This is a genomic window from Microbulbifer variabilis, from assembly GCF_052468405.1.
On sequence record NZ_CP174343.1, the window covers coordinates 2573061 to 2595743 of the forward strand.

Sequence of the window (22683 nt, forward strand, 5' to 3'; positions counted from 1 at the left end):
TCGCGCTCTCACTTGGCTTAGAACTGTTTCAAGAAGCGCAGATCGTTATCGAAGAACAAGCGCAGGTCGTTAACGCCGTAGCGCAGCATGGCGAGGCGCTCGATACCAATACCGAAGGCAAAGCCGGAGTATTTTTCACTGTCGATATCACAGGCGGCAAAGACGTTCGGGTGCACCATGCCGCAGCCGAGAATTTCCAGCCAGCCAGTGCCGGAACACACACGGCAACCTTCACCACCACAGGCGGTACATTGGATATCCGCTTCTGCAGAAGGCTCGGTGAACGGGAAGTAAGACGGACGGAAACGCACCGGTACTTCCGCTTCGAAGAAGGCGCGCAGGAACTGGTCGATGGTGCCTTTCAAGTGGGCGAAGCTGATGTTCTCGCCGATTACCAGGCCTTCCACCTGGTGGAACATGGGCGAGTGGGTGACATCGGAATCACAGCGGTATACGCGGCCCGGGCAGATAATACGCAGCGGCGGAGACTTTTTCTCCATGGTGCGGATCTGCACTGAGGAGGTGTGGGTTCTCAGTACGGTGGTGGGGTCCACATAAAAAGTGTCGTGCATCGCGCGCGCTGGGTGGTGCGCGGGAATATTCAGTGCTTCGAAGTTGTAGTAGTCCTGTTCGACCTCCGGGCCGTTCTCAACAGAAAATCCGATACCGGCAAAGAATTCTTCTACGCGCTTTAAGGTGCGGGTAATCGGGTGAGCATTGCCCTGCTCTTCACCGCGCCCCGGCAGGGTGACATCTATGGTCTCTTCCGCCAGCTTGGCATTGATGGCCTCTTGTTCCAGCCTATTGCGCCGCGCGTTAACTTTTTCCTGAACCTGCTGCTTGGCTTCGTTGATCTTGGCACCCGCCGCCGGGCGCTCCTCAGCAGACAGCTTACCCAGGCCTTTCAGCAGTGCCGTCAGCTGGCCCTTTTTGCCCAGGTAATCAACACGCACCTGATCCAGTGCGGCGAGGCCGTCGGCCTTCTCCACCAGCTCCATTGCCTGCTCGGTGAGGGACTGCAAATCTTGCATCGAACTGTTCCCGTTTGAATCCAACTTCGATTAATTTTTTCTGCTTTGTTCGGCCGGTGCTCTCTGCACCGGAGGGGTCTACCCCAGGTACCGCCACCGGTAAAAAATAGCGGAAACCCCATAAAAAAATAGGGAAGGGCCGCTACAGCCCTTCCCTATTTTAAGTATTCAGTTTTACAACTGAAGTGACAGCTTACGCTGCCAGGGCTGCCTTAGCTTTTTCAACTACGGCAGCAAAAGCGGCTTTATCGTAAACAGCCAGATCAGCCAGTACACGGCGATCCAGTGCGATGTCCGCTTTCTTCAGACCTGCGATCAGGCGGCTGTAGCTCAGGCCTTCTGCACGGGACTGGGCGTTAATACGGGTAATCCACAGAGCGCGGAAGTTACGCTTCTTAACGCGACGGTCACGGTATGCATACTGACCAGCTTTAATAACTGCCTGCTTGGCAACGCGGAATACGCGAGAACGCGCACCGTAGTAACCTTTAGCCTGCTTCAGAATCTTCTTGTGACGACGACGCGCCTCTACACCACGTTTAACACGGGCCATACTTCTATCCTCTTAAACCTTTGCGATTTGGACCAATTACTTGGCGCGCAACATACGATCGACCAGACCGGCATCAGACTTGTTCATAGTCTGGGTGCCACGCAGCTGACGCTTACGCTTGGTGGTCATCTTGGTGAGGATGTGGCTCTTGTTAGCGTGCTTGTGCTTGTAGCCCGCAGCCGTCTTCTTGAAGCGCTTGGCAGCGCCACTATGAGTCTTTGCTTTCGGCATTTTGTACTCCAAAGTGAATAATCGCCTGTAAAACAGGCACCTTTAGTAACTGCCGATAACCGAAGTTACCGGCACTGCGAGAGTGGGGAGGCAGCCGTCGCCCAACCACTTCTCAAAAGGAGACCCCGGGAATGACTTCCCCAAACCTCACTTTTTCTTTTTGCTAGGAGCAAGAACCATCAGCATCTGGCGACCTTCCATTTTGGGTCGCTGCTCTACAATGGCCAGCTCTTCCAGGTCCTTCTCGATGCGCTGCATCATTTCCATACCCAGCTCCTGGTGGGCCATTTCACGGCCACGGAAGCGCAGGGATACTTTGGCTTTGTCACCCGCTTCCAGGAAGCGGACGAGATTGCGCAGCTTGATCTGGTAGTCACCGATATCGGTGCCCGGGCGGAATTTCATTTCCTTGATCTGTTGCTGCTTCTGTTTCTTCTTGGCGGCATTCTTGGCTTTCTTGGCCTCGAATACGTGCTTGCCATAGTCCATGATCTTACAGACTATCGGCGTGGAGTCCGGGGCAATTTCAACGAGATCCAGGCTGGCCTGTTGCGCAGCCTCGAGCGCCTCCTCCAGGGAGACAATGCCCACCTGCTCGCCATCAGCACCTATCAGGCGGAGTTCTGACGCTTCAATCTGATCATTTATGCGGGCCTTTTTGGACCGTCCCTTAGTGTCTCGTTTAATAGCTATGGTCTCCCAGTTGCCAAGTTGTTATGCATTATCTTCTGTCAAACGGCCGCGACGACTAACGTCCTGCTCAAGGATCTCAAGGAATGACTCATACGTCATGGTTCCCAGATCTTCACCGCTACGGGTGCGAACAGCCACAGTCTGACTTTCCACTTCCTTATCGCCGATCACCAGCAGATAAGGAACACGCTGAAGCGTGTGCTCGCGGATTTTAAAGCCGATCTTCTCGTTTCTCAAGTCAGCTGTGGCGCGGTATTGCTGCTCACTCAGGCGGGCTTGCAAATCGCGACAATAATCAGCCTGGCGATCGGTGATATTCATGATCGCCACCTGCTGCGGTGCCAGCCAGGTGGGGAATGCACCTTCGTAGTGTTCAATCAGAATTCCGATAAAGCGCTCGAAGGAACCCAGGGCTGCGCGGTGCAACATTACCGGCGACTGGCGCGAGCCATCTTCAGCAACATATTGTGCATCCAGACGCCCCGGCATAGAGAAGTCCACCTGAATGGTGCCGCACTGCCATACACGGCCGAGACAGTCTTTCAGGGAGAATTCAATCTTGGGTCCGTAGAAGGCGCCTTCACCCGGCAGCTCTTCCCAGGGCAGGCCCGCGGCATCCAGCGCATCGGCCAGGGCTTTCTCTGCCTTATCCCAGCTTTCATCGGAACCTACACGCTTCTCCGGGCGAGTGGAGAGACGGTAAATAACATCATTAAAGCCGAAGTCTTTGTACACGGAGTGCAGCAGATCCATAAAGTCAGAAACCTCTGACTGGATCTGATCTTCACTACAGAAGATATGGCCATCATCCTGTACAAAACCGCGCACGCGCATCAGGCCATGCAGGGAGCCGGAAGGCTCGCTGCGGTGACAGGAACCAAACTCCGCCAGGCGCAGCGGCAGGTCGCGATAGCTGCGCAAGCCCTGATTGAACACCTGTACATGACAGGGGCAGTTCATCGGTTTGATGGCGAACTGACGCTCCTCACTGGTGAGGGTGAACATGTCATCGGCAAATTTGTCCGCATGACCGGACTTGCGCCACAGGCTGAAATCCACCAGCTGCGGGGTTTTGATTTCTTTGTAGCCGAATTCGCGCTGGCGACGACGCATGTATTGCTCGATAGTGCTGTAAATAGTCCAGCCGTTCGGATGCCAGAACACCATGCCGGGTGCCTCTTCCTGGATATGGAAGAGGTCATATTTCTTGGCCAGCTTGCGGTGGTCGCGCTTCTCTGCCTCTTCAATACGACGCAGGTAAGCCTTCAATTCTTTTTTGTTGGCCCAGGCGGTGCCGTAAACACGGGTCAACATTTCATTGTTGGAGTCACCGCGCCAGTAGGCACCGGCCACTTTGGTTAATTTGAAGGCTTTCAGCCTTCCAGTGGAGGGCACGTGTGGTCCGCGACACAGATCTTCGAAATCACCCTGGCGATATAAAGAGATATCTTCATCGCTGGGAATGCTGTCGATAATCTCAGCCTTGTACTCTTCGCCCATATCGCGGAAATATTTCACCGCTTCTTTACGGGGCATCAAGCGGCGGGTAACCGGAATATTTTCCTTGACCAGCACTTCCATTCGCTCTTCGATCTTCTCGAGATCCTCTGGCGTAAACTGACGCTCGTAGGCGAAGTCGTAGTAGAACCCATCTTCAATAACCGGGCCAATAGTGACCTGGGCAGTGGGGTACAACTGCTTTACTGCCTGTGCCAGCAGGTGTGCGGCGGAGTGACGGATCACTTCCAGGCCTTCCGGCTGACGATCTGTGATGATAGCCAGATTTACATCGCGATCGATGATGTAGCTGGTATCAACTTCTTTGCCGTCAACTACACCGGCAAGTGCAGCTTTGGCCAAACCTGGACCGATATCTGCAGCAACATCGTGTACGGAAACCGGGGCGGAAAATTCTCGACGGGAACCGTCGGGGAGAGTAACAACGAGCATTGTATGTCCTTTCTCTCAGTGGCGATCCCTACCAAAGACCGCATGAAACTATCCATGAAATCGTTCATGGAACTATTGATCCGGATGGGCCAGCCATCCTTTATAGATGGTAGACCCGAGCGGATTTGAACCGCTGACCTCTGCCATGTCAAGGCAGCGCTCTAACCAACTGAGCTACGGGTCTAAAACTCTGCAGCGGGGGAACCCAGTGCTGCGAAGAGCGCGAACTTTAGCACCGCTTTTCAGTGTTTTCAACAACTTACTGAACTTTTGTGTGATTAAAATTAAGGCCGTGAACCCTGCAAATCGGGCTGAGCCGATTGCAGAATACAGCCCGGCATTCACCTATTCCGCCTCCTTCAGACGGGAGATCTCATCGCGCAATTTGGCTGCGGATTCAAACTCCAGGTTCTTGGCGTGCTCGTACATCTGCTCTTCAAGCTCACTGATTCGCGCCCAGCGCTGCTTGTCAGACAACGGCTTGGCATCAACTTTATAAGCACCCTTCCCTTCGGCCACCTTACGCTTGCTTTTCGGTACGCCGGGCGCCACAGCTCCTTCAAGAATGTCCGCCACACTTTTGCGAATCCCTTTGGGGGTAATGCCATGCTCTTGGTTAAAGGCGAGCTGCTTCTCACGGCGGCGGCGGGTCTCCTCAAGAGCCCGCTCCATAGAGCCTGTCACCTTATCCGCATATAGAATAGCCCGCCCCTCAAGGTTACGCGCCGCGCGGCCAATAGTCTGGATCAACGAGCGATCTGAACGCAGAAAGCCTTCCTTATCTGCATCAAAGATGGCTACCAGCGCTACTTCAGGCATATCCAGACCTTCTCGCAGAAGGTTAATACCCACCAATACATCAAATTCACCGATACGAAGATCCCGAATAATCTCTACCCGCTCTACGGTATCAATATCAGAATGCAGGTAGCGTACACGCACCCCATTCTCAGCCAGATACTCAGTCAAATCCTCGGCCATTCGCTTGGTCAGCACGGTAATAAGGACTCGCTGGTCTGCATCTGCGCAGCGGTGAATCTCTGACAGGGCATCATCCACCTGGGTTTGGGCCGGGCGAATCTCCACCTCTGGGTCAACAAGCCCGGTTGGCCGCACTACCTGCTCGACCACCTGCCCTGCGTGATCACCCTCGTAGGGCCCCGGTGTCGCCGAGACAAATACCGTCTGCGGAGCCAGGTGCTCCCACTCTTCAAACTTCAGGGGGCGGTTATCCAGGGCGGAGGGGAGGCGGAAACCGTATTCCACCAGGGTCTCTTTACGCGAGCGATCCCCCCGGTACATGCCGCCAATCTGCGGGACGGTTACATGGCTTTCATCAATAAACAGCAGGGAATCATGGGGCAAATAATCAAACAATGTGGGTGGCGGCTGGCCGGCATCACGCCCGGACAGGTAGCGGGAATAGTTCTCTACGCCATTGCAGTAACCCAGCTCCTGCATCATCTCCAGGTCATACCGGGTGCGCTGATCCAGCCGCTGGGCTTCCAGTAATTTATTGTTACCGCGCAACTGATCAAGGCGCACCCGCAGCTCTTCCTTGATGTGATCAATAGCACTGACGATGGTTTCCCGAGGGGTTACATAGTGAGACTTCGGGAAGATAGTGACCCGGGGAACCTTCTTGAGCTGTTCACCAGTAAGGGGGTCAAACAGGGTAATATCTTCAATCTCCTCATCAAACAAGGAGAGGCGCACCGCTTCCATATCGGAATCTGCCGGGTAGATATCGATGATATCGCCGCGTACACGGTAGGTCGCACGGCGGAAGTCGGCATCGTTACGAGTGTATTGCAGCTCCGCCAGTCGGCGCAGAATTGTACGTTGATCGACCAGGTCACCACGATCCAGGTGCAGTACCATCTTGAGGTACTTATCCGGGTCTCCCAAACCATAAATAGCTGACACTGTAGCAACCACTACCACGTCTCGCCGCTCAATCAGGGCTTTGGTGGCGGAAAGGCGCATCTGCTCAATATGCTCGTTTACTGACGCATCCTTCTCTATAAACGTATCCGAGGATGGCACGTAAGCTTCGGGCTGATAGTAGTCATAGTAGGAGACGAAGTACTCTACAGCATTCTTGGGGAAGAACTCTTTGAACTCACCGTAAAGCTGGGCAGCCAGCGTCTTGTTGTGAGCCATCACTATCGCCGGACGCTGCAGGCGCTCAATAATGTTGGCCATAGTGAAAGTCTTGCCCGACCCAGTGACCCCCAGCAATGTCTGATGGCTAAGGCCATCATTAATCCCTTCTGCCAACTGCTCAATTGCCACCGGCTGATCGCCGGCCGGGCTGTAGCTACTCTCTACCTTGAACGGACGCGACTCCATACACTCACCCAACCATCAATCCAAAAAACAGAATGCGATTGTAGGCCCTCCTCAAAGACCCCACAAACCCGAAAGACCTGTCACACCTCACCTCTCCCGCTATTACCCGATATCTTTTTGCGTACAAATCGAACAAATAATTTCCTGACAAATCAATTAGTTAAATCGAAAAAAAGAGTTGACCTGCCCAAAAGTGCTCTATAATATACGCGCCATCTCGACGGCACAGCCGTTAAGAAATTCCGCCTTAGCTCAGTTGGTAGAGCAAATGACTGTTAATCATTGGGTCGCTGGTTCGAGCCCAGCAGGCGGAGCCAAATTTCTAAGCGCAGCTTAATTTGCGCTATACAAATTAGATTAAATTCCGCCTTAGCTCAGTTGGTAGAGCAAATGACTGTTAATCATTGGGTCGCTGGTTCGAGCCCAGCAGGCGGAGCCAAACAAAAACCCCACACGGTACAAAAACTGTGTGGGGTTTTTTATTTACTGTAAACTGAAAATCTTATCCTTCAATTAAAGCTCCAACTACCGCCAGGGCGATTCGCAGACCTGACCATCAGCAAGCCCTAGCCACCTCATGAAGTCGCTTAACCGGCGCCTTGCCCTCAAGCGGAGAATCCTGACGCCGGTGCGCCCAGGCCATATCCACCAAACTCTGCCTTGGCGAATAATCCCTGACTGCCTCACGCAAGATTCGGTGGATTTCTTTGCAATCATGCCGCAAACAGGCCTGACGCAACTCGCCAAGTAAAACCTGAAGGGCTTTTGGTACAAGGCAATCTTCGGCTCGGCAACGCACATGATCACCGGGTGATAAAAACCCAGAAAAAGATATCAAAGACTCACACCGAGAAGGATACTTTACTCTGGCGAGGGTTATGAACACGATGAAGTGCCCCACAACCCCTACGGACGACCCGCTATGTTAGAGGCATTGATACAACCACAAGCAATAGCGGATAACAATTACACACACAACAGGAAGCAGCCAACCCATCAATAGGCGCTGCTAACGCCTACCACCAATACAATTTACAATATTCTATCGATACGCCGTAGAAAGGACTAAGCAAACTACATGGTAGCGAAGCCCAAGGAAAGCATCAGGACACAACCCTTAAACCCGAAGTAAAAGGCCTGACCTGCTAGCGCACCCAAATTAAAACCGGGCCCAACTGGGCACCAGTTGAATGCCCGGCATTTGCTAATAATGGACAGCCTTCCAAATACTAAAGGCGAATCCTCTCCTTGTTTTTCTTAAGTGTCGTCGCGCCGATACCCTTTACATTCAACAACTGATCAATAGAAGTAAAGGGGCCATGTTTCTCACGATACTCTATGATTAACTGCGCCCGAGCTTCCCCTATGCCATCCAGCTTTTCAGCCAGCTCAACGACTGATGCACTGTTTATATTAACCTCTGATATCAATTGTTTTGCAGCTTCAACCTCTCCATCATCTGCAAAAACCATCACCGGCTGACAAAGTGCAAAAGTTAGTACAAATACAGCAGAAAGTAATACACGAAAGTTTGTCATGATTGACTCCAAGTGAAAGTGTTTTTTGTTTCACATTGGGACTACCAATACTTCCCCAAGCCGCACCATGATAACTACGCGCCGAGCTCAAACTTACTTAGTACTAATTACACCACATCACATACGACCAAAGTAATCAAAGCTTACTTACCTGAAACTTCAGTCAAAATACCCTGTAGTGCCTCTAGCGGATTTGCAGATGCGGTTATCGGGCGCCCAATAACGAGATAGTCAGAACCTTCCGCAATAGCTTCAGAAGGTGTCAATGTGCGGCGCTGATCTCCAGCATCACTCCCAGCCGGGCGAATACCGGGAGTCACCAAGGCAAACTCCGGCCCACAGGCCAGCTTAAGAGCGCTCGCTTCACGTGCAGAACACACAACCCCATCAAGACCGCAGGCTTTGGCCTTCTCTGCCAAACCCACTACGTGATCTTTTAGTGATTTTTCAACTCCCGCGGCTTTCAGCTCCTCTGGAGTGGTGCTTGTTAATACAGTTACCCCGATTAGTAGTGGCCTACTATCGCCAAACTCTTCAAGAGCTTCAGAGGCCGCTCTCATCATGCGCTCGCCACCGCTGGCATGTACATTGACCATCCAGACACCCAGGCGCGCTGCGGCCTTCACCGCAGAGGCCACAGTATTTGGAATATCGTGAAACTTTAAATCGAGAAAAACCTCAAAACCTCGCTCTACAAGAGCCCGAACCACACCGGGTCCAGCAATGGTAAAAAGCTCTTTACCTACTTTTACCCGGCAAAGGGCCGGATCAAGCTGGCCCGCCATAGCCAGGGCCGCTTCTTTATTGTCATAGTCGAGAGCGACAACGATTGGAGAGGAAACTTGAGAGCGCAAAGAAATACCTCATATAAATTTCATTGGTACATTGATTGAGCAAAAGACAAGCAGCCGGAACTACTCACCTTCGATACCCTTGACCGAACGGACAGAGTCCCAGTGCTTGCAACTGGGGCACAGCCAATGCAATTGATTGCCGGAAAAACCACAATTACTACATCGATAATGGGGGCGGTTTGCGATCAATTGATCAACCAGCGTTTTTAACAGGGAGAGATTTTCTCTCGCTCTACCTTGTGCCGTGCCAATATACAAATCAAGAAAACGCCCCAGCCCTCGCAAAGAAGGGCGCAAAGCCAATTGCTTACCCATAAACGCTGCCGCAGCGGCTTCGCTATCCTGCTCCTGGATTCGCTCAGCCAGTGCTATTAATACGCTATTCGAGGGGTGCTCCTTTAGGAGGGACTCCAGATACCGATCCAGGCCTCGGCCATCACCAAGCTCTCCATAACACGTCAGGAGAAGCTCCAGAATCTCCGGAATATAGTCAGGGCTCTGCTTGGGGATCCTCTGCAAGACCTTGATGGCATCACGCTGCTTGCCGAGTAGATACTCCAGGCGCGCCCAAAGCAAACAGGCCCGCACTGAACTGCGATCATACCCCAGGGCTGCATCTAAATGTTTACGCGCACTGAGGTAGTCCTTAGCAGCAATCGCCTCCTCTGCCAACTCACAGCAAAAATGTGCCTGCACTGGCGCCCAATCAGCAGATAAGCGCTTAAATCGGCGGCCATGCAACAAGTTGACGGCATGAATTGCTTTGGCCCACTCGCGCTCATCCCGATAGACTTCTACTAAGTGCTCAAGACTGGTTGTACGCAGCTCCTGGGAAGTTTCTACCAGTTCCTGCAGCAGGCGTTCAGCACGGTCGAGCCACCCCGCAGCAATATAATCACAAGCCAGTTCAAATTGAGCCTTATGCTGACTCTGCCTGGATAGACTGGGACGCGCCAACAAATTTTGGTGCACTCTTATTGCCTGATCGTACTCACCCCGCCTTCTCAAAAGATTCCCCAATGCCAAATGGGTATCAAAAGTGGCCGGGCTGACCTCAAGCGAGTCAATAAATTTATCAATACTATCGTCGTGGTGTTCGCTGAGCAGGTAATTCAGCCCCTGCGCATAGGAACGAGCCAGGGATTCTTCCTGCTCGCTGAAGTCCGGCTTCTTTTTGGAGCTGCCTCGCCCCAGCATCCAGCCTATGGCGATGGCTGCCAGCAGGAAAAAGAAATAGGCGAAATCGAGCAAATCAGTCTCCGGATACCTTGCGGTGAGCAGCCTGAAGCTCTCGCTCCATTTTCTTTAACTGTCTACTCAACCCCCTTACCCGGCGACGCTGCGTAAAGAGAGGTAGCAGGCTAGCCAAAACTCCCAGCAAAATCCCCAAAAGCAGCATTGCGATAAGCCAAACTCCCACACTGCCAGAAAATGGGGAGTACCCTGCGATAACCGGTGAAATAATTTGGGGATTTTCCACTGATATATAGATGCCGAGGGCGACACACAGAAGGGCCACAAAGCCAAGAAAAACGTGCATCAACCAACGCAAGAATGACAAGGGAACCTCCACGTTCCACTAGATAGCTTTATTAAGAAGCCACAGAGACTATTCAGGAAAATCACATGATGCAGAGCGAATCACAATCAGCCGCTGCCGAGGTGTAATCATACCCCGATCCCTGCCTCATCGTGCATACTCCGATTGACTCTGTCGCGCAGTTCCTTACCAGGCTTGAAGTGAGGAACATATTTGCCCGCCAAGTCCACGGCATCCCCGGTTTTAGGGTTCCGCCCTGTACGTGGTGCCCGGTAATGTAATGAAAAACTACCAAAACCTCGTATTTCTATCCGCTCACCCTGGGAGAGCGCGTCAGACATGGAGTCCAACATAACTTTGACTGCCAGCTCTACATCCTTTACCGGCAGCTGATCCAACCTCAACGCAATCCTTTCGATCAGTTCGGATTTGGTCATGTGCCCCGCAACCTTTCTAAGTCATTGATTATTTTGGAGTAGAGCAGCAATCATCTAATAGAAAGCCGGACTGGGCAACCCCAGTCCGGCTTTCGGGTCACTCCAAATGCTTCATCTGGAGCTCTAAACAATCAAAGATAATCAGTCTTTGTTGTTCATCTGCGCCTTGATCAGGTCACCGATAGTAGCGGGCTGAACCTGCTCAGACTGCTTCTTACTGTGATCCTTGATAGCTTGCTTCTCGTCATCCTGGTCTTTGGCTTTGATAGACAGGCTGATCACACGGTTCTTGCGATCCACACTGGTGATCTTAGCTTCTACCTCTTCACCTTCTTTCAGGACATTGCGCGCATCTTCAACCTTATCGCGGCTGATTTCAGAAGCGCGCAGAACGCCTTCTACTTCGTTCGCCAGGGTGATTACTGCCTGCTTAGCATCAACTTCCTTAACAGTACCTACAACGATGCTGCCGCGGTCGCTGGTAGAAACGTAGTCGGAGAACGGATCGGACTCCAGCTGCTTGATACCCAGGGAGATGCGCTCGCGCTCGGAGTCGATACCCAGGATAACAGTCTCGATTTCGTCGCCTTTCTTGAACTTGCGTACGGCTTCTTCGCCAGCTTCGTTCCAGGAGATGTCGGACAGGTGCACCAGACCGTCGATGCTGCCGTCGAGACCGATAAAGATACCGAAATCAGTGATGGACTTGATCTTACCGGAGATCTTGTCGCCCTTAGCGAATTTACGCGCAAAGGCATCCCACGGGTTTTCCTGGCACTGCTTGATACCCAGGGAGATACGACGACGCTCTTCGTCGATATCCAGAATCATCACCTCTACCTCGTCGCCCACCTGGACAACTTTGGACGGGTGGATGTTCTTGTTGGTCCAATCCATTTCGGAAACGTGTACCAGACCTTCCACACCTTCTTCCAGCTCGGCGAAGCAGCCGTAGTCGGTCAGGTTGGTTACAACCGCCTTCACGCGGCTGTTTTCTGGGTAACGCTGCTTGATGGATACCCAAGGATCTTCGCCCAGCTGCTTCAGGCCCAGGGATACACGGCTGCGCTCACGATCGAACTTCAATACTTTTACTTCGATCTCGTCGCCAACGTTCACGATCTCGCTCGGATGCTTGATGCGCTTCCAAGCCATATCGGTGATGTGCAGCAGGCCATCGATACCGCCCAGGTCCACGAAAGCACCATAATCGGTCAGGTTCTTCACGATACCCTTGATGCTCATGCCTTCCTGCAGGCTTTCCAGCAGTGCTTCACGCTCTTCGGAAGTCGCAGCTTCCATTACCGCGCGACGGGAAACAACAACGTTGTTACGCTTGGAGTCCAGCTTGATAACTTTGAACTCGAGCTCTTTACCTTCCAGGTGCGCGGTGTCGCGAACCGGACGAACATCAACCAGAGAGCCGGGCAGGAATGCGCGGATATTGGCAACGTCAACAGTAAAGCCACCCTTAACCTTGCCACTGATAACACCTTTAACCACTTCGTCAGCTGCGTGGGCTGCGTCGAGGATTTTCCAGGCTTCAGCGCGCTTGGCTTTTTCACGGGACAGACGGGTTTCACCGAAACCGTCTTCCACAGCTTCCAGGGCAACCTGTACTTCGTCGCCCACCTGCAGCTCAACTTCGCCCTTGTCATTGGCGAACTGTGCGGCAGGGATAACACCTTCAGACTTCAGGCCCGCGTGGACGGTTACCCAGTCTTTGTCTACGTCAATTACAACACCGGTTACAATAGCGCCCGGTGCCATTTCAACGCTTTTCAGGCTCTCTTCAAATAGTTCAGCAAAGCTCTCGCTCATTACATTACCTATAGTGCTGGGCCCAGCCGTTGGTAACTGTTGAGTTTAGTCAACCGCCAGCCGTGACCCCAACCGCGTTGCCAGCACGCGGGTCGGATTACAACAACGGCCGGGCAATTCTGGCTGATCCCGGCCGTTATCGTTAGTAAACTATGTGCTGCTCAAATTTCAGGACGAAATTCGATCCTGTATCAAATCGAGCACCTTTTGGAGAACCTCATCGATACCCACCCCTGTGCTATCAAGCTCTACCGCATCCTCAGCGGGAGCCAGGGGAGAGGCTTTTCTATTCATATCCTGTGCATCGCGGGCACGGATGTCCTCCAGCAGGTCGCGGAGGCTAACAGAAACACCCCTCTCCCGCAACTGCGCCTCGCGACGCCTGGCGCGCTCCTCGGCGCTGGCTGTCAGGAATACTTTGACTGGCGCGTCAGGAAACACCGTAGTCCCCATATCCCTGCCATCTGCAACCAGGCCGGGAGACAGACGAAAATCTCGCTGCCGCTGCAATAAAGCGGCCCTCACTCCAGGAATTGCAGCCACAGATGATGCGGCCATACTAACCCGCTCCATCCGAATATCATCAGTGACCTCGCGCCCATCAAGAACCACCCGCAGCTTACCTTCACTCACAGCAAAGTGAACATCCAAGGCCTTTGCCACCTGAGTGAGCGCCTCCTCATCAGCCAGGTCTACCCCCTTATCAAGAGCAGCCAGGGCCGCAGCCCTATACAGGGCGCCAGAATCAAGCAAGGTAAAGCCCAGGCGGTCCGCCAGCAGCTTGGCTATAGTGCCCTTCCCCGAGCCACTAGGGCCATCAATTGTGACTACCGGCGGCAGCCTGTTCGAATCACTCATATCTTCTAATAAAACTCTACTTCTGAAATAACTGCGCGAACTGCGAGGTTTCCAAATTCCCCCTAAGCCAACTGAAGCTTTAAGCCAGCCTCCGTCGCCAGTTCGGCAAAATTTGGAAATGAGGTAGCCACGTTGGCGCAATGAAGGATGCGGATTGTATCTTTTGCGCGCAATGATGCCACTGCAAAGGCCATGGCAATACGGTGGTCCCCCAGGCTATCAACTGTCCCACCAGAGAATACATTTTTCTCGCCAGTACCCTGAATCACAATACCGTCTGGGGTTGCCCTGGCCGACACCCCCAGCGCCGCCAACCCATTCGCCATTGCCTGAATGCGGTCGCTCTCTTTAACACGCAATTCCTCTGCCCCGGTCAGCACAGTCTCTCCCTCTGCACACGCAGCGGCAATAAACAGGGCCGGAAATTCATCAATAGCCAGCGGCACCAGGTCTTCTGGAATGCGAATGCCTTGCAGTGGGGCATAGCGAATCCGTATGTCCGCTACTGGCTCTCCACCCACCTCTCGTGCATTTTCGAGTTCAATATCAGCCCCCATAGCCCGCAAAATACTTATTACGCCGTCTCGCGTCGGGTTGATCCCCACATGCTCCAGCACAATATCTGAACCAGGAGAGATAGCCGCTGCCACCATAAAGAAAGCAGCGGAAGAGATATCTGCTGGCACATCAATACGGCAGGCCGCCAAAGCCCCTCCGCCACAAACACTTGCCTTAGCGCCGTTTCGCTCTACTACATACCCAAAACCTTGCAACATACGCTCGGTATGATCTCGGGTAGGCGCCGGTTCCACAGTAGAGGTTTCGCCATCAGCGTAGAGCCCAGCGAGGAGCACAGCGGATTTCACCTGGGCACTAGCCATCGGCAACGGGTAGTGGACCCCTGCCAGCTGGCTACCGCCTTTGATCAAAAGCGGTGGGCGCCCTTCCGGCCCGGTTTCAATATTTGCACCCATCTCCCGCAACGGATTGGCCACCCTATTCATGGGGCGCTTGGAGAGAGACTCATCGCCTGTAAGGGTCACATCAAAGTCCTGCCCGGCAAGCAGTCCCGCCAGCAGCCGCATGGAGGTACCTGAATTACCCAAGTACAAGGGCCCCGGAGGTGCCTTCAATCCGCGCATACCCACGCCGTGGATAATTACCCGACCATCGTGCGGCCCCTCTATCACCACTCCCATATCACGAAAAGCCTGTAAAGTCGCCAGCGCGTCCTCCCCTTCAAGGAAACCCTCCACCTGCGTCACCCCTTCTGCCAGGGAGCCCAGCATAATGGAACGGTGTGACATCGACTTATCTCCAGGTACCCGGAACTTGCCTGTGACCTTGGCAGCAGGCTGTGCAATAAAAGTAATTTCCTGTGCTTGCATAGAATCTGAATACGCTTGTTTCGCCAACATTTTTGTAAAGTGATCCCGGGCCGCTTTGGCTCGGGTGAAGACACCCATCAGCGCCGCACTATCGCCGGAGGCAATGGCACTACGTAAAGATGAGAGATTGAGACTGTAGAGATCGATTGCCTTTAAAATGGCATCCCGGTTAGCCAGCATAATATCTCGCCACATGACCGGGTCACTGGAGGCAATTCGAGTGAAGTCGCGAAAACCACCGGCTGCATAGCGAAAAATATTTTCATTTTCTGCATCGTGCGCAAGAGTGTCCACGAGACTAAAAGCGATGACATGAGGAAGGTGGCTGGTCGCCGCCAATACCTCATCATGCTCCTCCACTGGCATTTTAAGCACTTCAGCACCAGCCGCCTGCCAAGCCAGCTCCACCAGCTGCAAATGACTCGTATCGGTTTCCGGCAGCGGAGTAAGAATAACCCGATGATCGCGATAAAGATCATCCCTGGCCGCTGTCACGCCACTTTTCTCTGACCCGGCAATAGGGTGGCCCGGAACCAGGAAATCGGGCATTCGCCCCCATACCTTTTTTGCCGCAACTACCACACTACCCTTAACGCTGGCAGCATCTGTAGCGGTTACCCCATTTGGCAAGGCCCCTTTAAGTTGAGCAAACACCGACTCCACCGCAAGCGTGGGTACCGCGACAAAAACCAGGTCGCCAGGCTCAAGCTCGGGCAGCACTTCCTCGAGACGGGTACTGGCTCGGTCGACAATGCCCAACCTTCTAGCCTGCTCACAGGTTTCAGCGTTAGGAGCAACACCAATAACCTCCCGGCAGGCACCTGCTGCCTTTAGCGCCAGAGCAAAACTTCCACCAATAAGGCCAATCCCAATAACCAGCAGCCGGCCAATTTGCTCTTGCTCCATCAGAGTACACCGCGCGGATAGGAGCCCAGCACCTTTAAGTCGGAGGCACAAGCCCCAACCTCTCTCAAGGCTGCAGAGATTCCATCTGCATCCCGGTGGCCTTTAAAATCAATAAAGAACACATAAGTCCAGTTACCTGATTGAGACGGGCGGGTTTCCACACGGGTCAAGTCGATACTGTAGCGACGGAACGGTTCCAGAAGATCATGCAATGCACCCGGCTCGTTGCGCATGGATACCATCAGGGAGGTCTTATCATCCCCGCTGACTGGAACCTGCTGCGTACCAATAATCAGAAAGCGGGTGGAGTTGTCCGGGCGGTCCTCAATCTTTTCCGAAAGAACCTTCAGGCCGTACAAATCAGCCGCCATGTCACCGGCAATCGCCGCAGTATTCCACTCCCCCTTAACTCGTTTGGCCGCATCAGCATTGCTGGACACAGCCACCCGCTCCACATTGGGGTAATGGGCATCAAGCCATTTGCGGCACTGCGCCAGACTTTGCGCATGGGAATAAATACGGGTGATTGACTCAGGCCGTGTTACATCCGAGATCATCAAGTGATGGTGAATCCGCAACTCCACCTCTCCGCAAATACTCAGATTGGAATTCATGAAGTTGTCCAGAGTGTGGTTGATCACACCCTCGGTAGAATTCTCAACGGGCACCACGCCATAGCTCACCGCCCCCGCTTCCACCTCTCGAAACACTTCATCGATAGCGGCGAGCGGGCGGCTTTTGGCCGAGTTGCCAAAATGCTTCAATGCGGCCTGCTGGGTAAAAGTACCCTCTGGCCCCAGATAAGCCACCTTGACCGGCTCTTCTAACGCGAGGCAGGCTGACATAATTTCACGGAACAATCGCGCCATTTCCTCATTGGTCAAGGGCCCTGGATTGCGCTCCATAGCCTTGCGCAACACCTGCGCCTCCCTCTCGGGCCGATAATACAGCGCGTCTTCACCAGTTGCCTTTTTCACCTCTGCAACCTCCAGCGCACAGCGCGCCCGCTCACTAATAAGCTGGGCGATCTCGGCATCAATGCCATCTATACGGTTGCGCAACTCTAATAAGCGCTGGTCGCCACTAGTAGTTTCCTCTGTCATTCGCCTATCTACTTTTCCGTGAATTCATCAGTATTATTTACCCTTTCCGACACTTAACCCCGGCGAACCTCAAAGTCCGCCATAAATGCCACCAAAGCCTCCACCGCTTCCAGAGGAACAGCGTTATATAGAGAAGCGCGCATGCCACCGACCGAGCGATGCCCCTTCAAACTTAACAGTCCAGCAGCTTGGGATTCCTCCAGGAATAATTTATCAAGACTGGCGTCTGCCAATACGAAAGGCACATTCATACGCGAACGACTACCCACCTCTACCGGACTGGAGAAAAAGTCGCTGCTATCCAAGAAGTTGTAGAGCATTTTGGATTTTGCATCGGCCTGCTTTGCCATCTCCTCAACACCACCCTGAGCCTTCAGCCATTGGAAAACCAGGCCTGACAGATACCAGGCAAAAGTAGGCGGCGTGTTATCCATAGAGCCCGCATCAGCAGCCACCTTCCAGCTCAAACTGCGGGGGATATTTTCCATTGAACGATCGAGCAAATCATCACGAATCACGGCTACGGCAATACCTGAAGGACCAATATTTTTCTGTGCGCCGGCATAAATTACACCGAAGTTCTCCACCTCAATAGGTTGCGACAAAATAGTCGAGGACATATCAGCCACCAGCGGGCAATCCACCTCCGGCACATAATCAAACTCCACACCGCCAATCGTTTCATTCGGCGTATAGTGTAGATATGCGGCCCCTTCCGTTTGCTGCCAACTGTCTGCAGCTGGCACATAGCTGAAATTTCGATCCTCACTGGAAGCCACTACATTGACCTCACCGTAGCGACGAGCCTCTTTAATCGCCTTGGCCGCCCAGTGACCTGAATGAATAAAATCGGCCTTGGTAGACCCAGCGCCGAGAAGATTCCAGGGCACGGCACTGAACTGCCCAGTTGCACCACCCTGAAGAAACAATACTTTGTAGTTGCTCGGCACTCTGAGCAGATCGCGGAGGTCCTGTTCGGCCCGCTCAGCCACCTCAACAAACTCTGGAGAGCGGTGGCTGACCTCCATTACAGAGCAACCGAGCCCTTGCCAATCGAGCAACTCCCTTTGCGCCTGCTCCAGTACGGGCTGCGGTAAAGCGGCAGGGCCTGCACAGAAATTAAACTTCCTCATGAGCTGATTTCCACAATACAAAAAAGGTTTCAAATACAACTAGATGTGTCTACGCACAAATTGCCATTCAGGGGGATAGATATCGCGCCTTTAGCGTTTTTCGTGGGAGCCAAAGGCAAGAAAGGCCGCGATAAACGCAGCCTTTCTTAGTGGTCTGGAGCGGTGGGTCACTCTTCCCCACCGTTTTCTTCACCGTCATCTTCGGTCTCTTCAATGCGACCGAGACCAACCAGCTTCTCGCCAGTCTTCAGGCGAATCACTCGCACCCCCTGCGTGTTGCGCCCAAGTACAGACACTTCATCAACACGGGTACGCACCAGAGTGCCCTGGTCGGAGATCAACATCATCTCTTCACCCGGATGCACCTGACAGGCACCAACCAAGGCACCGTTGCGTTCACTTTCCGCGATCGCAATAACACCCTGGGTACCGCGCCCCTTGGTGGGGAATTCGCTGATAGCTGTGCGCTTACCGTAACCATTCTCAGTAGCCATCATCACAGAGCCACCCTCTTCAGGGATAACCATAGCGATAACCTGCTGACCTTCCTGCATACGAATACCGCGAACACCACGGGAAACACGACCCATAGAGCGCACATTGGACTCGGAGAAGCGCGCTGCCTTACCGGCGCTGGTAAACAGCGCTACATCGCGCTCACCATCGGTAATCGCAGTGGCTACCAGGCGATCGCCCTCTTCCAATTCAATTGCACGCAAACCAACACTGCGGGGGCGGGCAAACGCGGTGAGGGGGGTTTTCTTCACGGTGCCATTGGCGGTAGTGAAGAAGATAAAGTGATTTTCGTCGTACTCGGACACCGGCATCATGCTGCTGATACGTTCACCCTCTTCCAAGGGCAGCATATTAACCATTGGGCGACCACGGGAGGCTCGGCCAGCGGTGGGCACTTCGTAGACTTTCAGCCAGTACACCTTGCCCTTATTGGAGAAGCACAGAAGGGTGTCATGGGAGTTGGCGATCAATAGATGCTCGACGAAGTCCTCGTCTTTTACCTGGGTCGCGGATTTACCCATACCACCACGGCGCTGGGCCTGGTAATCGGTCAGAGGCTGGCTCTTGGCGTAACCACCGTGGGAGATAGTTACTACCTTGTCTTCCGGGGTAATCAGGTCTTCAACGGTCAGATCCTGGCGAGACGCAACGATATCGGTTCGACGCTCATCGTTAAAGTCCTTTGACAGCTGCTCTAACTCTTCGCGGATCACTTCCATCAGACGCTCGAAGCTACCGAGGATATGCAGATATTCAGCAATCTGCTCCAGTCGATCCTGGTATTCGGCCAGCAGCTTATCGTGCTCCATTCCCGTCAGGCGGTGCAGGCGCAATTCGAGAATTGCCTGAGCCTGGGCCGGGGACAAGTAGTAAGCGTCGTCGCGCAAACCAAATTCTTGCGGCAGATCATCTGGACGACAGGCATCAGCACCAGCTCGCTCCAGGAACTGCTGTACATTGCCTACAGGCCAGCCTTTAGCCAGCAACGCCTCGCGGGCATCTGCCGGCGTGGCGGAAGATTTGATCAGCTCGATTACTGGATCGATATTGGCGATGGCAATCGCCAGACCTTCCAGAATATGGCCGCGCTCGCGGGCTTTGCGCAACAGGTAGACCGTACGGCGGGTAACGACTTCCTGGCGGTGGCGAATAAAGTGCTCGAGCAGCTCTTTGAGGTTCAATACCTTGGGCTGGCCATCGACCAGGGCCACCATATTGATACCGAAGACGCTTTCCAGCTGGGTCTGGGAATAGAGGTTATTCAGAACCACATCACCCAGCTCTCCCCGCTTAAGCTCAATCACTACGCGCAAGCCGTCTTTGTCGGACTCGTCGCGCAGCTCAGAGATACCCTCGATCTTTTTCTCTTTCACCAGCTCAGCAATACGCTCGATCAAGCGCGCCTTATTCAGCTGGAAGGGGATCTCAGTAATGATGATGGTTTCGCGATTGGTCTTGTCATCGCGGATCACATCTGCTTTGGCACGCACATAAATGCGCCCACGGCCAGTGCGGTAGGCAAGGAGAATACCGGCGCGGCCATTGATGATGGCGCCCGTGGGGAAGTCGGGCCCGGGGATGTACTCCATCAGGTCGTCGACGGTCAACTCGGAATTGTCGATCAGAGCCAGGCATGCCTTGATCACCTCACCCAGGTTGTGGGGAGGAATATTGGTAGCCATTCCCACCGCAATACCGGAGGAGCCATTGACCAAAAGGTTCGGCACACGGGAAGGCAACACCTCCGGCATTTGCTCGGAACCATCGTAATTATCGACAAAGTTAACCGTTTCTTTATCGAGGTCGGACAGCAGCTCATGGGCCAACTTGTCCATACGGATCTCGGTGTATCGCATGGCAGCTGGGCTGTCACCATCGATAGAACCGAAGTTACCCTGGCCATCTACCAGGGTGTAACGCATGGAAAACGGCTGCGCCATACGCACAATAGTGTCGTAGACCGCAGTGTCTCCGTGCGGGTGATATTTACCGATTACATCACCAACGACACGCGCTGATTTTTTGTATGGTTTATTCCAGTCGTTTTTAAGCTCGCTCATCGCGTAGAGCACGCGGCGGTGTACCGGCTTGAGGCCATCGCGTACATCCGGCAGTGCGCGCCCGACAATCACGCTCATGGCATAGTCGAGATAAGACTGCTTGAGTTCTTCTTCGATATTAATCGGAGAGATTTCTTTGGCTAATTCGCCCATGGCTTACGGCGTTCCTTTTATAGCGCGGGCATGTGTACCGAGCCCGGATAAGCGGGCGATTCTAGCATAGTTTGACGCCGTTGGAGGGGGCATCTGAACAGCCACTCACGCCATTTAGATCCCTGGTTGCCGTAACAGTCCCCCGCCGCTAAAGTTGAATCCACTTTAACCGCCGCCTCTTAGCACTTATGTCACAGCCCGTCGATACATTGATCCACGCACGCTGGATTATTCCAGTGATTCCTGAACAAAAAGTGTACGAAGATTGCTCTCTCGCTATTGAGCAGGGCCGAATTACGGCACTCTTGCCCTCCTCAGAAGCCAAGATCCGTTTTAAGGCAAGCCAGGAAGTAGATCTCAACCAGCACGCCTTGATTCCCGGCTTAATTAATACTCACAATCACGCCCCTATGACATTGCTGCGAGGCTATGCCGATGACCGCCCGTTAAAAGAGTGGTTGGAGCAACATATCTGGCCGACAGAACAACGCTGGGTGGGCCCAGAATTTGTTGCAGATGGCAGTCGTCATGCCATTGCCGAAATGCTGAGATCTGGCACCACTACATTTTCTGACCAGTATTTCTTTCCTGAGGCCGTAGCTTGTGCAGCACGGGAAAGTGGCATCCGGGCCCATATCGCCTTTCCTGTACTGGACGCACCCACTCCTTGGAGCCGGCATAGTGAGGAAGCACTACATAAGGGTCTAGCTCTTCGAGATGACTATCGCGCCCATGAGCGTATCGAAGTGGTCTTTGCACCGCACGCCCCCTATACAGTGGGGGATCAGACCCTGGAAAAAATCGCTGTATGCTCTGCGGAGGCCCAGGTTCCCATACAAATACACCTGCATGAGACTTTTCACGAGGTAGAAACCGCTTTAGAGAAAAGTGGAGAACGCCCAACTGAGCGCCTCTTGCGCCTGGGCCTGATGGGGCCGCAAACTCTATGTGTGCACATGGTCGCAACCAACGAAAGGGATATCGAGCTACTAAGTAAAAGCGGCGCCCATGTAGCGCATTGCCCCTCTTCAAATCTCAAACTAGCTTCCGGCTTCTGCCCTGCGACAGAGATTCTAGACGCCGGTATCAATGTATCGCTTGGCACTGATGGCGCAGCCAGCAATAACAGCCAGGACCTTTTTGCCGTAGCTAATACCGCCGCCCTTCTGGCAAAAGCAGTCAGCGGCCGAGCTACCGCTCTACCCGCACACCAAGCCTTGGCAATGGCCACTATCAACGGCGCACGCGCACTGGGAATTGATGAAATTACCGGAAGCCTTGAAATTGGTAAAAGTGCAGACATTACTGCTATCAATTTGGGGGGAATTGAGCAACAGCCAGTACACGACCCGATCTCCCAGCTGATTTATACCGGGGGCGGCCATAATGTAAGTGATGTCTGGGTAGCCGGCAGACAACTTTTAAAACAACGCCAATTGCAAACCTTGAACGAAATAGAGGTAGTTCAGCGAGCACAACTGTGGCGTGATAGAATTGCCGGCCATTCGCGCTGAGCGCGAATTAACCCCCAGTGATCCTATTACCGGCGAGGGTCGGCCACTAGCG

At 53.3% G+C, this 22683-nt stretch carries 18 protein-coding genes and 3 tRNA genes; 3 read left to right on the forward strand and 18 right to left on the reverse strand.

Translation table 11 applies throughout. The features are described from left to right. Positions 1-17 precede the first annotated feature (17 nt). The 7 genes from pheS to uvrB all read right to left on the reverse strand — a co-directional run bounded on the left by pheS (position 18) and on the right by uvrB (position 6810). Positions 18-1031 carry a phenylalanine--tRNA ligase subunit alpha gene (gene pheS, locus ACJJJB_RS11850; RefSeq protein ID WP_445364973.1) on the reverse strand — a complete coding sequence of 338 codons (1014 nt, stop codon included), beginning with the start codon at positions 1029-1031 and terminating at the stop codon, positions 18-20. 193 nt (positions 1032-1224) lie between these two features. Then, on the reverse strand, positions 1225-1584 hold the full coding sequence (gene rplT / locus ACJJJB_RS11855) for a 50S ribosomal protein L20 (protein ID WP_020413350.1): 360 nt from the start codon (positions 1582-1584) through the stop codon (positions 1225-1227). A 36-nt stretch (positions 1585-1620) separates the two neighbouring features. Beyond that, on the reverse strand, positions 1621-1815 hold the full coding sequence (gene rpmI, locus ACJJJB_RS11860) for a 50S ribosomal protein L35 (RefSeq protein WP_020413351.1): 195 nt from the start codon (positions 1813-1815) through the stop codon (positions 1621-1623). 147 nt (positions 1816-1962) lie between these two features. After that, entirely contained in the window at positions 1963-2508 is a 546-nt protein-coding gene (gene infC / locus ACJJJB_RS11865) for a translation initiation factor IF-3 (RefSeq protein WP_083922723.1), read from the reverse strand. A 21-nt stretch (positions 2509-2529) separates the two neighbouring features. Continuing rightward, a complete protein-coding gene (gene thrS, locus ACJJJB_RS11870; RefSeq protein ID WP_020413353.1) occupies positions 2530-4458 on the reverse strand; it encodes a threonine--tRNA ligase in 1929 nt (642 codons plus the stop codon). A 107-nt stretch (positions 4459-4565) separates the two neighbouring features. Continuing rightward, a tRNA-Val gene (locus tag ACJJJB_RS11875) sits at positions 4566-4642 on the reverse strand. A gap of 161 nt (positions 4643-4803) precedes the next feature. Then, complete coding sequence (gene uvrB / locus ACJJJB_RS11880; RefSeq protein WP_353376622.1) at positions 4804-6810, reverse strand: excinuclease ABC subunit UvrB; 2007 nt, start codon at positions 6808-6810, stop codon at positions 4804-4806. Between the two features lie 241 nt (positions 6811-7051). Here uvrB and ACJJJB_RS11885 point away from each other — a divergent pair. Then, positions 7052-7127, forward strand: a tRNA-Asn gene (locus ACJJJB_RS11885). Between the two features lie 46 nt (positions 7128-7173). Next, positions 7174-7249 (forward strand) — tRNA-Asn (locus tag ACJJJB_RS11890). Between the two features lie 790 nt (positions 7250-8039). Here ACJJJB_RS11890 and ACJJJB_RS11895 read toward each other — a convergent pair. The 11 genes from ACJJJB_RS11895 to gyrA form a co-directional block, all read right to left on the reverse strand. After that, complete coding sequence (locus tag ACJJJB_RS11895) at positions 8040-8348, reverse strand: ComEA family DNA-binding protein (protein ID WP_020413355.1); 309 nt, start codon at positions 8346-8348, stop codon at positions 8040-8042. A 143-nt stretch (positions 8349-8491) separates the two neighbouring features. After that, a complete protein-coding gene (gene pyrF / locus ACJJJB_RS11900; RefSeq protein ID WP_445364974.1) occupies positions 8492-9202 on the reverse strand; it encodes an orotidine-5'-phosphate decarboxylase in 711 nt (236 codons plus the stop codon). Positions 9203-9262: 60 nt separating this feature from the next. Beyond that, on the reverse strand, positions 9263-10453 hold the full coding sequence (gene lapB, locus ACJJJB_RS11905) for a lipopolysaccharide assembly protein LapB (RefSeq protein ID WP_020413357.1): 1191 nt from the start codon (positions 10451-10453) through the stop codon (positions 9263-9265). A 1-nt stretch (position 10454) separates the two neighbouring features. Further along, positions 10455-10763: a lipopolysaccharide assembly protein LapA domain-containing protein gene (locus tag ACJJJB_RS11910; RefSeq protein WP_245556689.1), complete on the reverse strand. Its 309-nt coding sequence runs from the start codon at positions 10761-10763 to the stop codon at positions 10455-10457. Positions 10764-10870: 107 nt separating this feature from the next. After that, positions 10871-11179 (reverse strand): integration host factor subunit beta, encoded by a 309-nt coding sequence (ihfB, locus tag ACJJJB_RS11915; RefSeq protein ID WP_020413359.1) that lies wholly within the window; start codon positions 11177-11179, stop codon positions 10871-10873. A gap of 141 nt (positions 11180-11320) precedes the next feature. Beyond that, positions 11321-13000 (reverse strand): 30S ribosomal protein S1, encoded by a 1680-nt coding sequence (rpsA, locus tag ACJJJB_RS11920; RefSeq protein WP_020413360.1) that lies wholly within the window; start codon positions 12998-13000, stop codon positions 11321-11323. 168 nt (positions 13001-13168) lie between these two features. Next, complete coding sequence (gene cmk, locus ACJJJB_RS11925) at positions 13169-13858, reverse strand: (d)CMP kinase (RefSeq protein WP_282952942.1); 690 nt, start codon at positions 13856-13858, stop codon at positions 13169-13171. Between the two features lie 62 nt (positions 13859-13920). Continuing rightward, entirely contained in the window at positions 13921-16152 is a 2232-nt protein-coding gene (locus ACJJJB_RS11930) for a bifunctional prephenate dehydrogenase/3-phosphoshikimate 1-carboxyvinyltransferase (protein ID WP_445364975.1), read from the reverse strand. Further along, entirely contained in the window at positions 16152-17255 is a 1104-nt protein-coding gene (gene pheA, locus ACJJJB_RS11935; protein ID WP_020413363.1) for a prephenate dehydratase, read from the reverse strand. Before pheA ends, ACJJJB_RS11930 begins: the two co-directional genes overlap by 1 nt. A 53-nt stretch (positions 17256-17308) precedes the next feature. Beyond that, positions 17309-18388: a 3-phosphoserine/phosphohydroxythreonine transaminase gene (gene serC / locus ACJJJB_RS11940; RefSeq protein WP_445364976.1), complete on the reverse strand. Its 1080-nt coding sequence runs from the start codon at positions 18386-18388 to the stop codon at positions 17309-17311. Between the two features lie 167 nt (positions 18389-18555). Then, complete coding sequence (gyrA, locus tag ACJJJB_RS11945; protein ID WP_020413365.1) at positions 18556-21117, reverse strand: DNA gyrase subunit A; 2562 nt, start codon at positions 21115-21117, stop codon at positions 18556-18558. A gap of 188 nt (positions 21118-21305) precedes the next feature. On the opposite strand from gyrA, the gene ACJJJB_RS11950 reads away from it, so the two are divergent. Next, positions 21306-22631 carry a TRZ/ATZ family hydrolase gene (locus ACJJJB_RS11950; protein WP_445364977.1) on the forward strand — a complete coding sequence of 442 codons (1326 nt, stop codon included), beginning with the start codon at positions 21306-21308 and terminating at the stop codon, positions 22629-22631. The last annotated feature ends 52 nt before the right edge of the window (positions 22632-22683 follow it).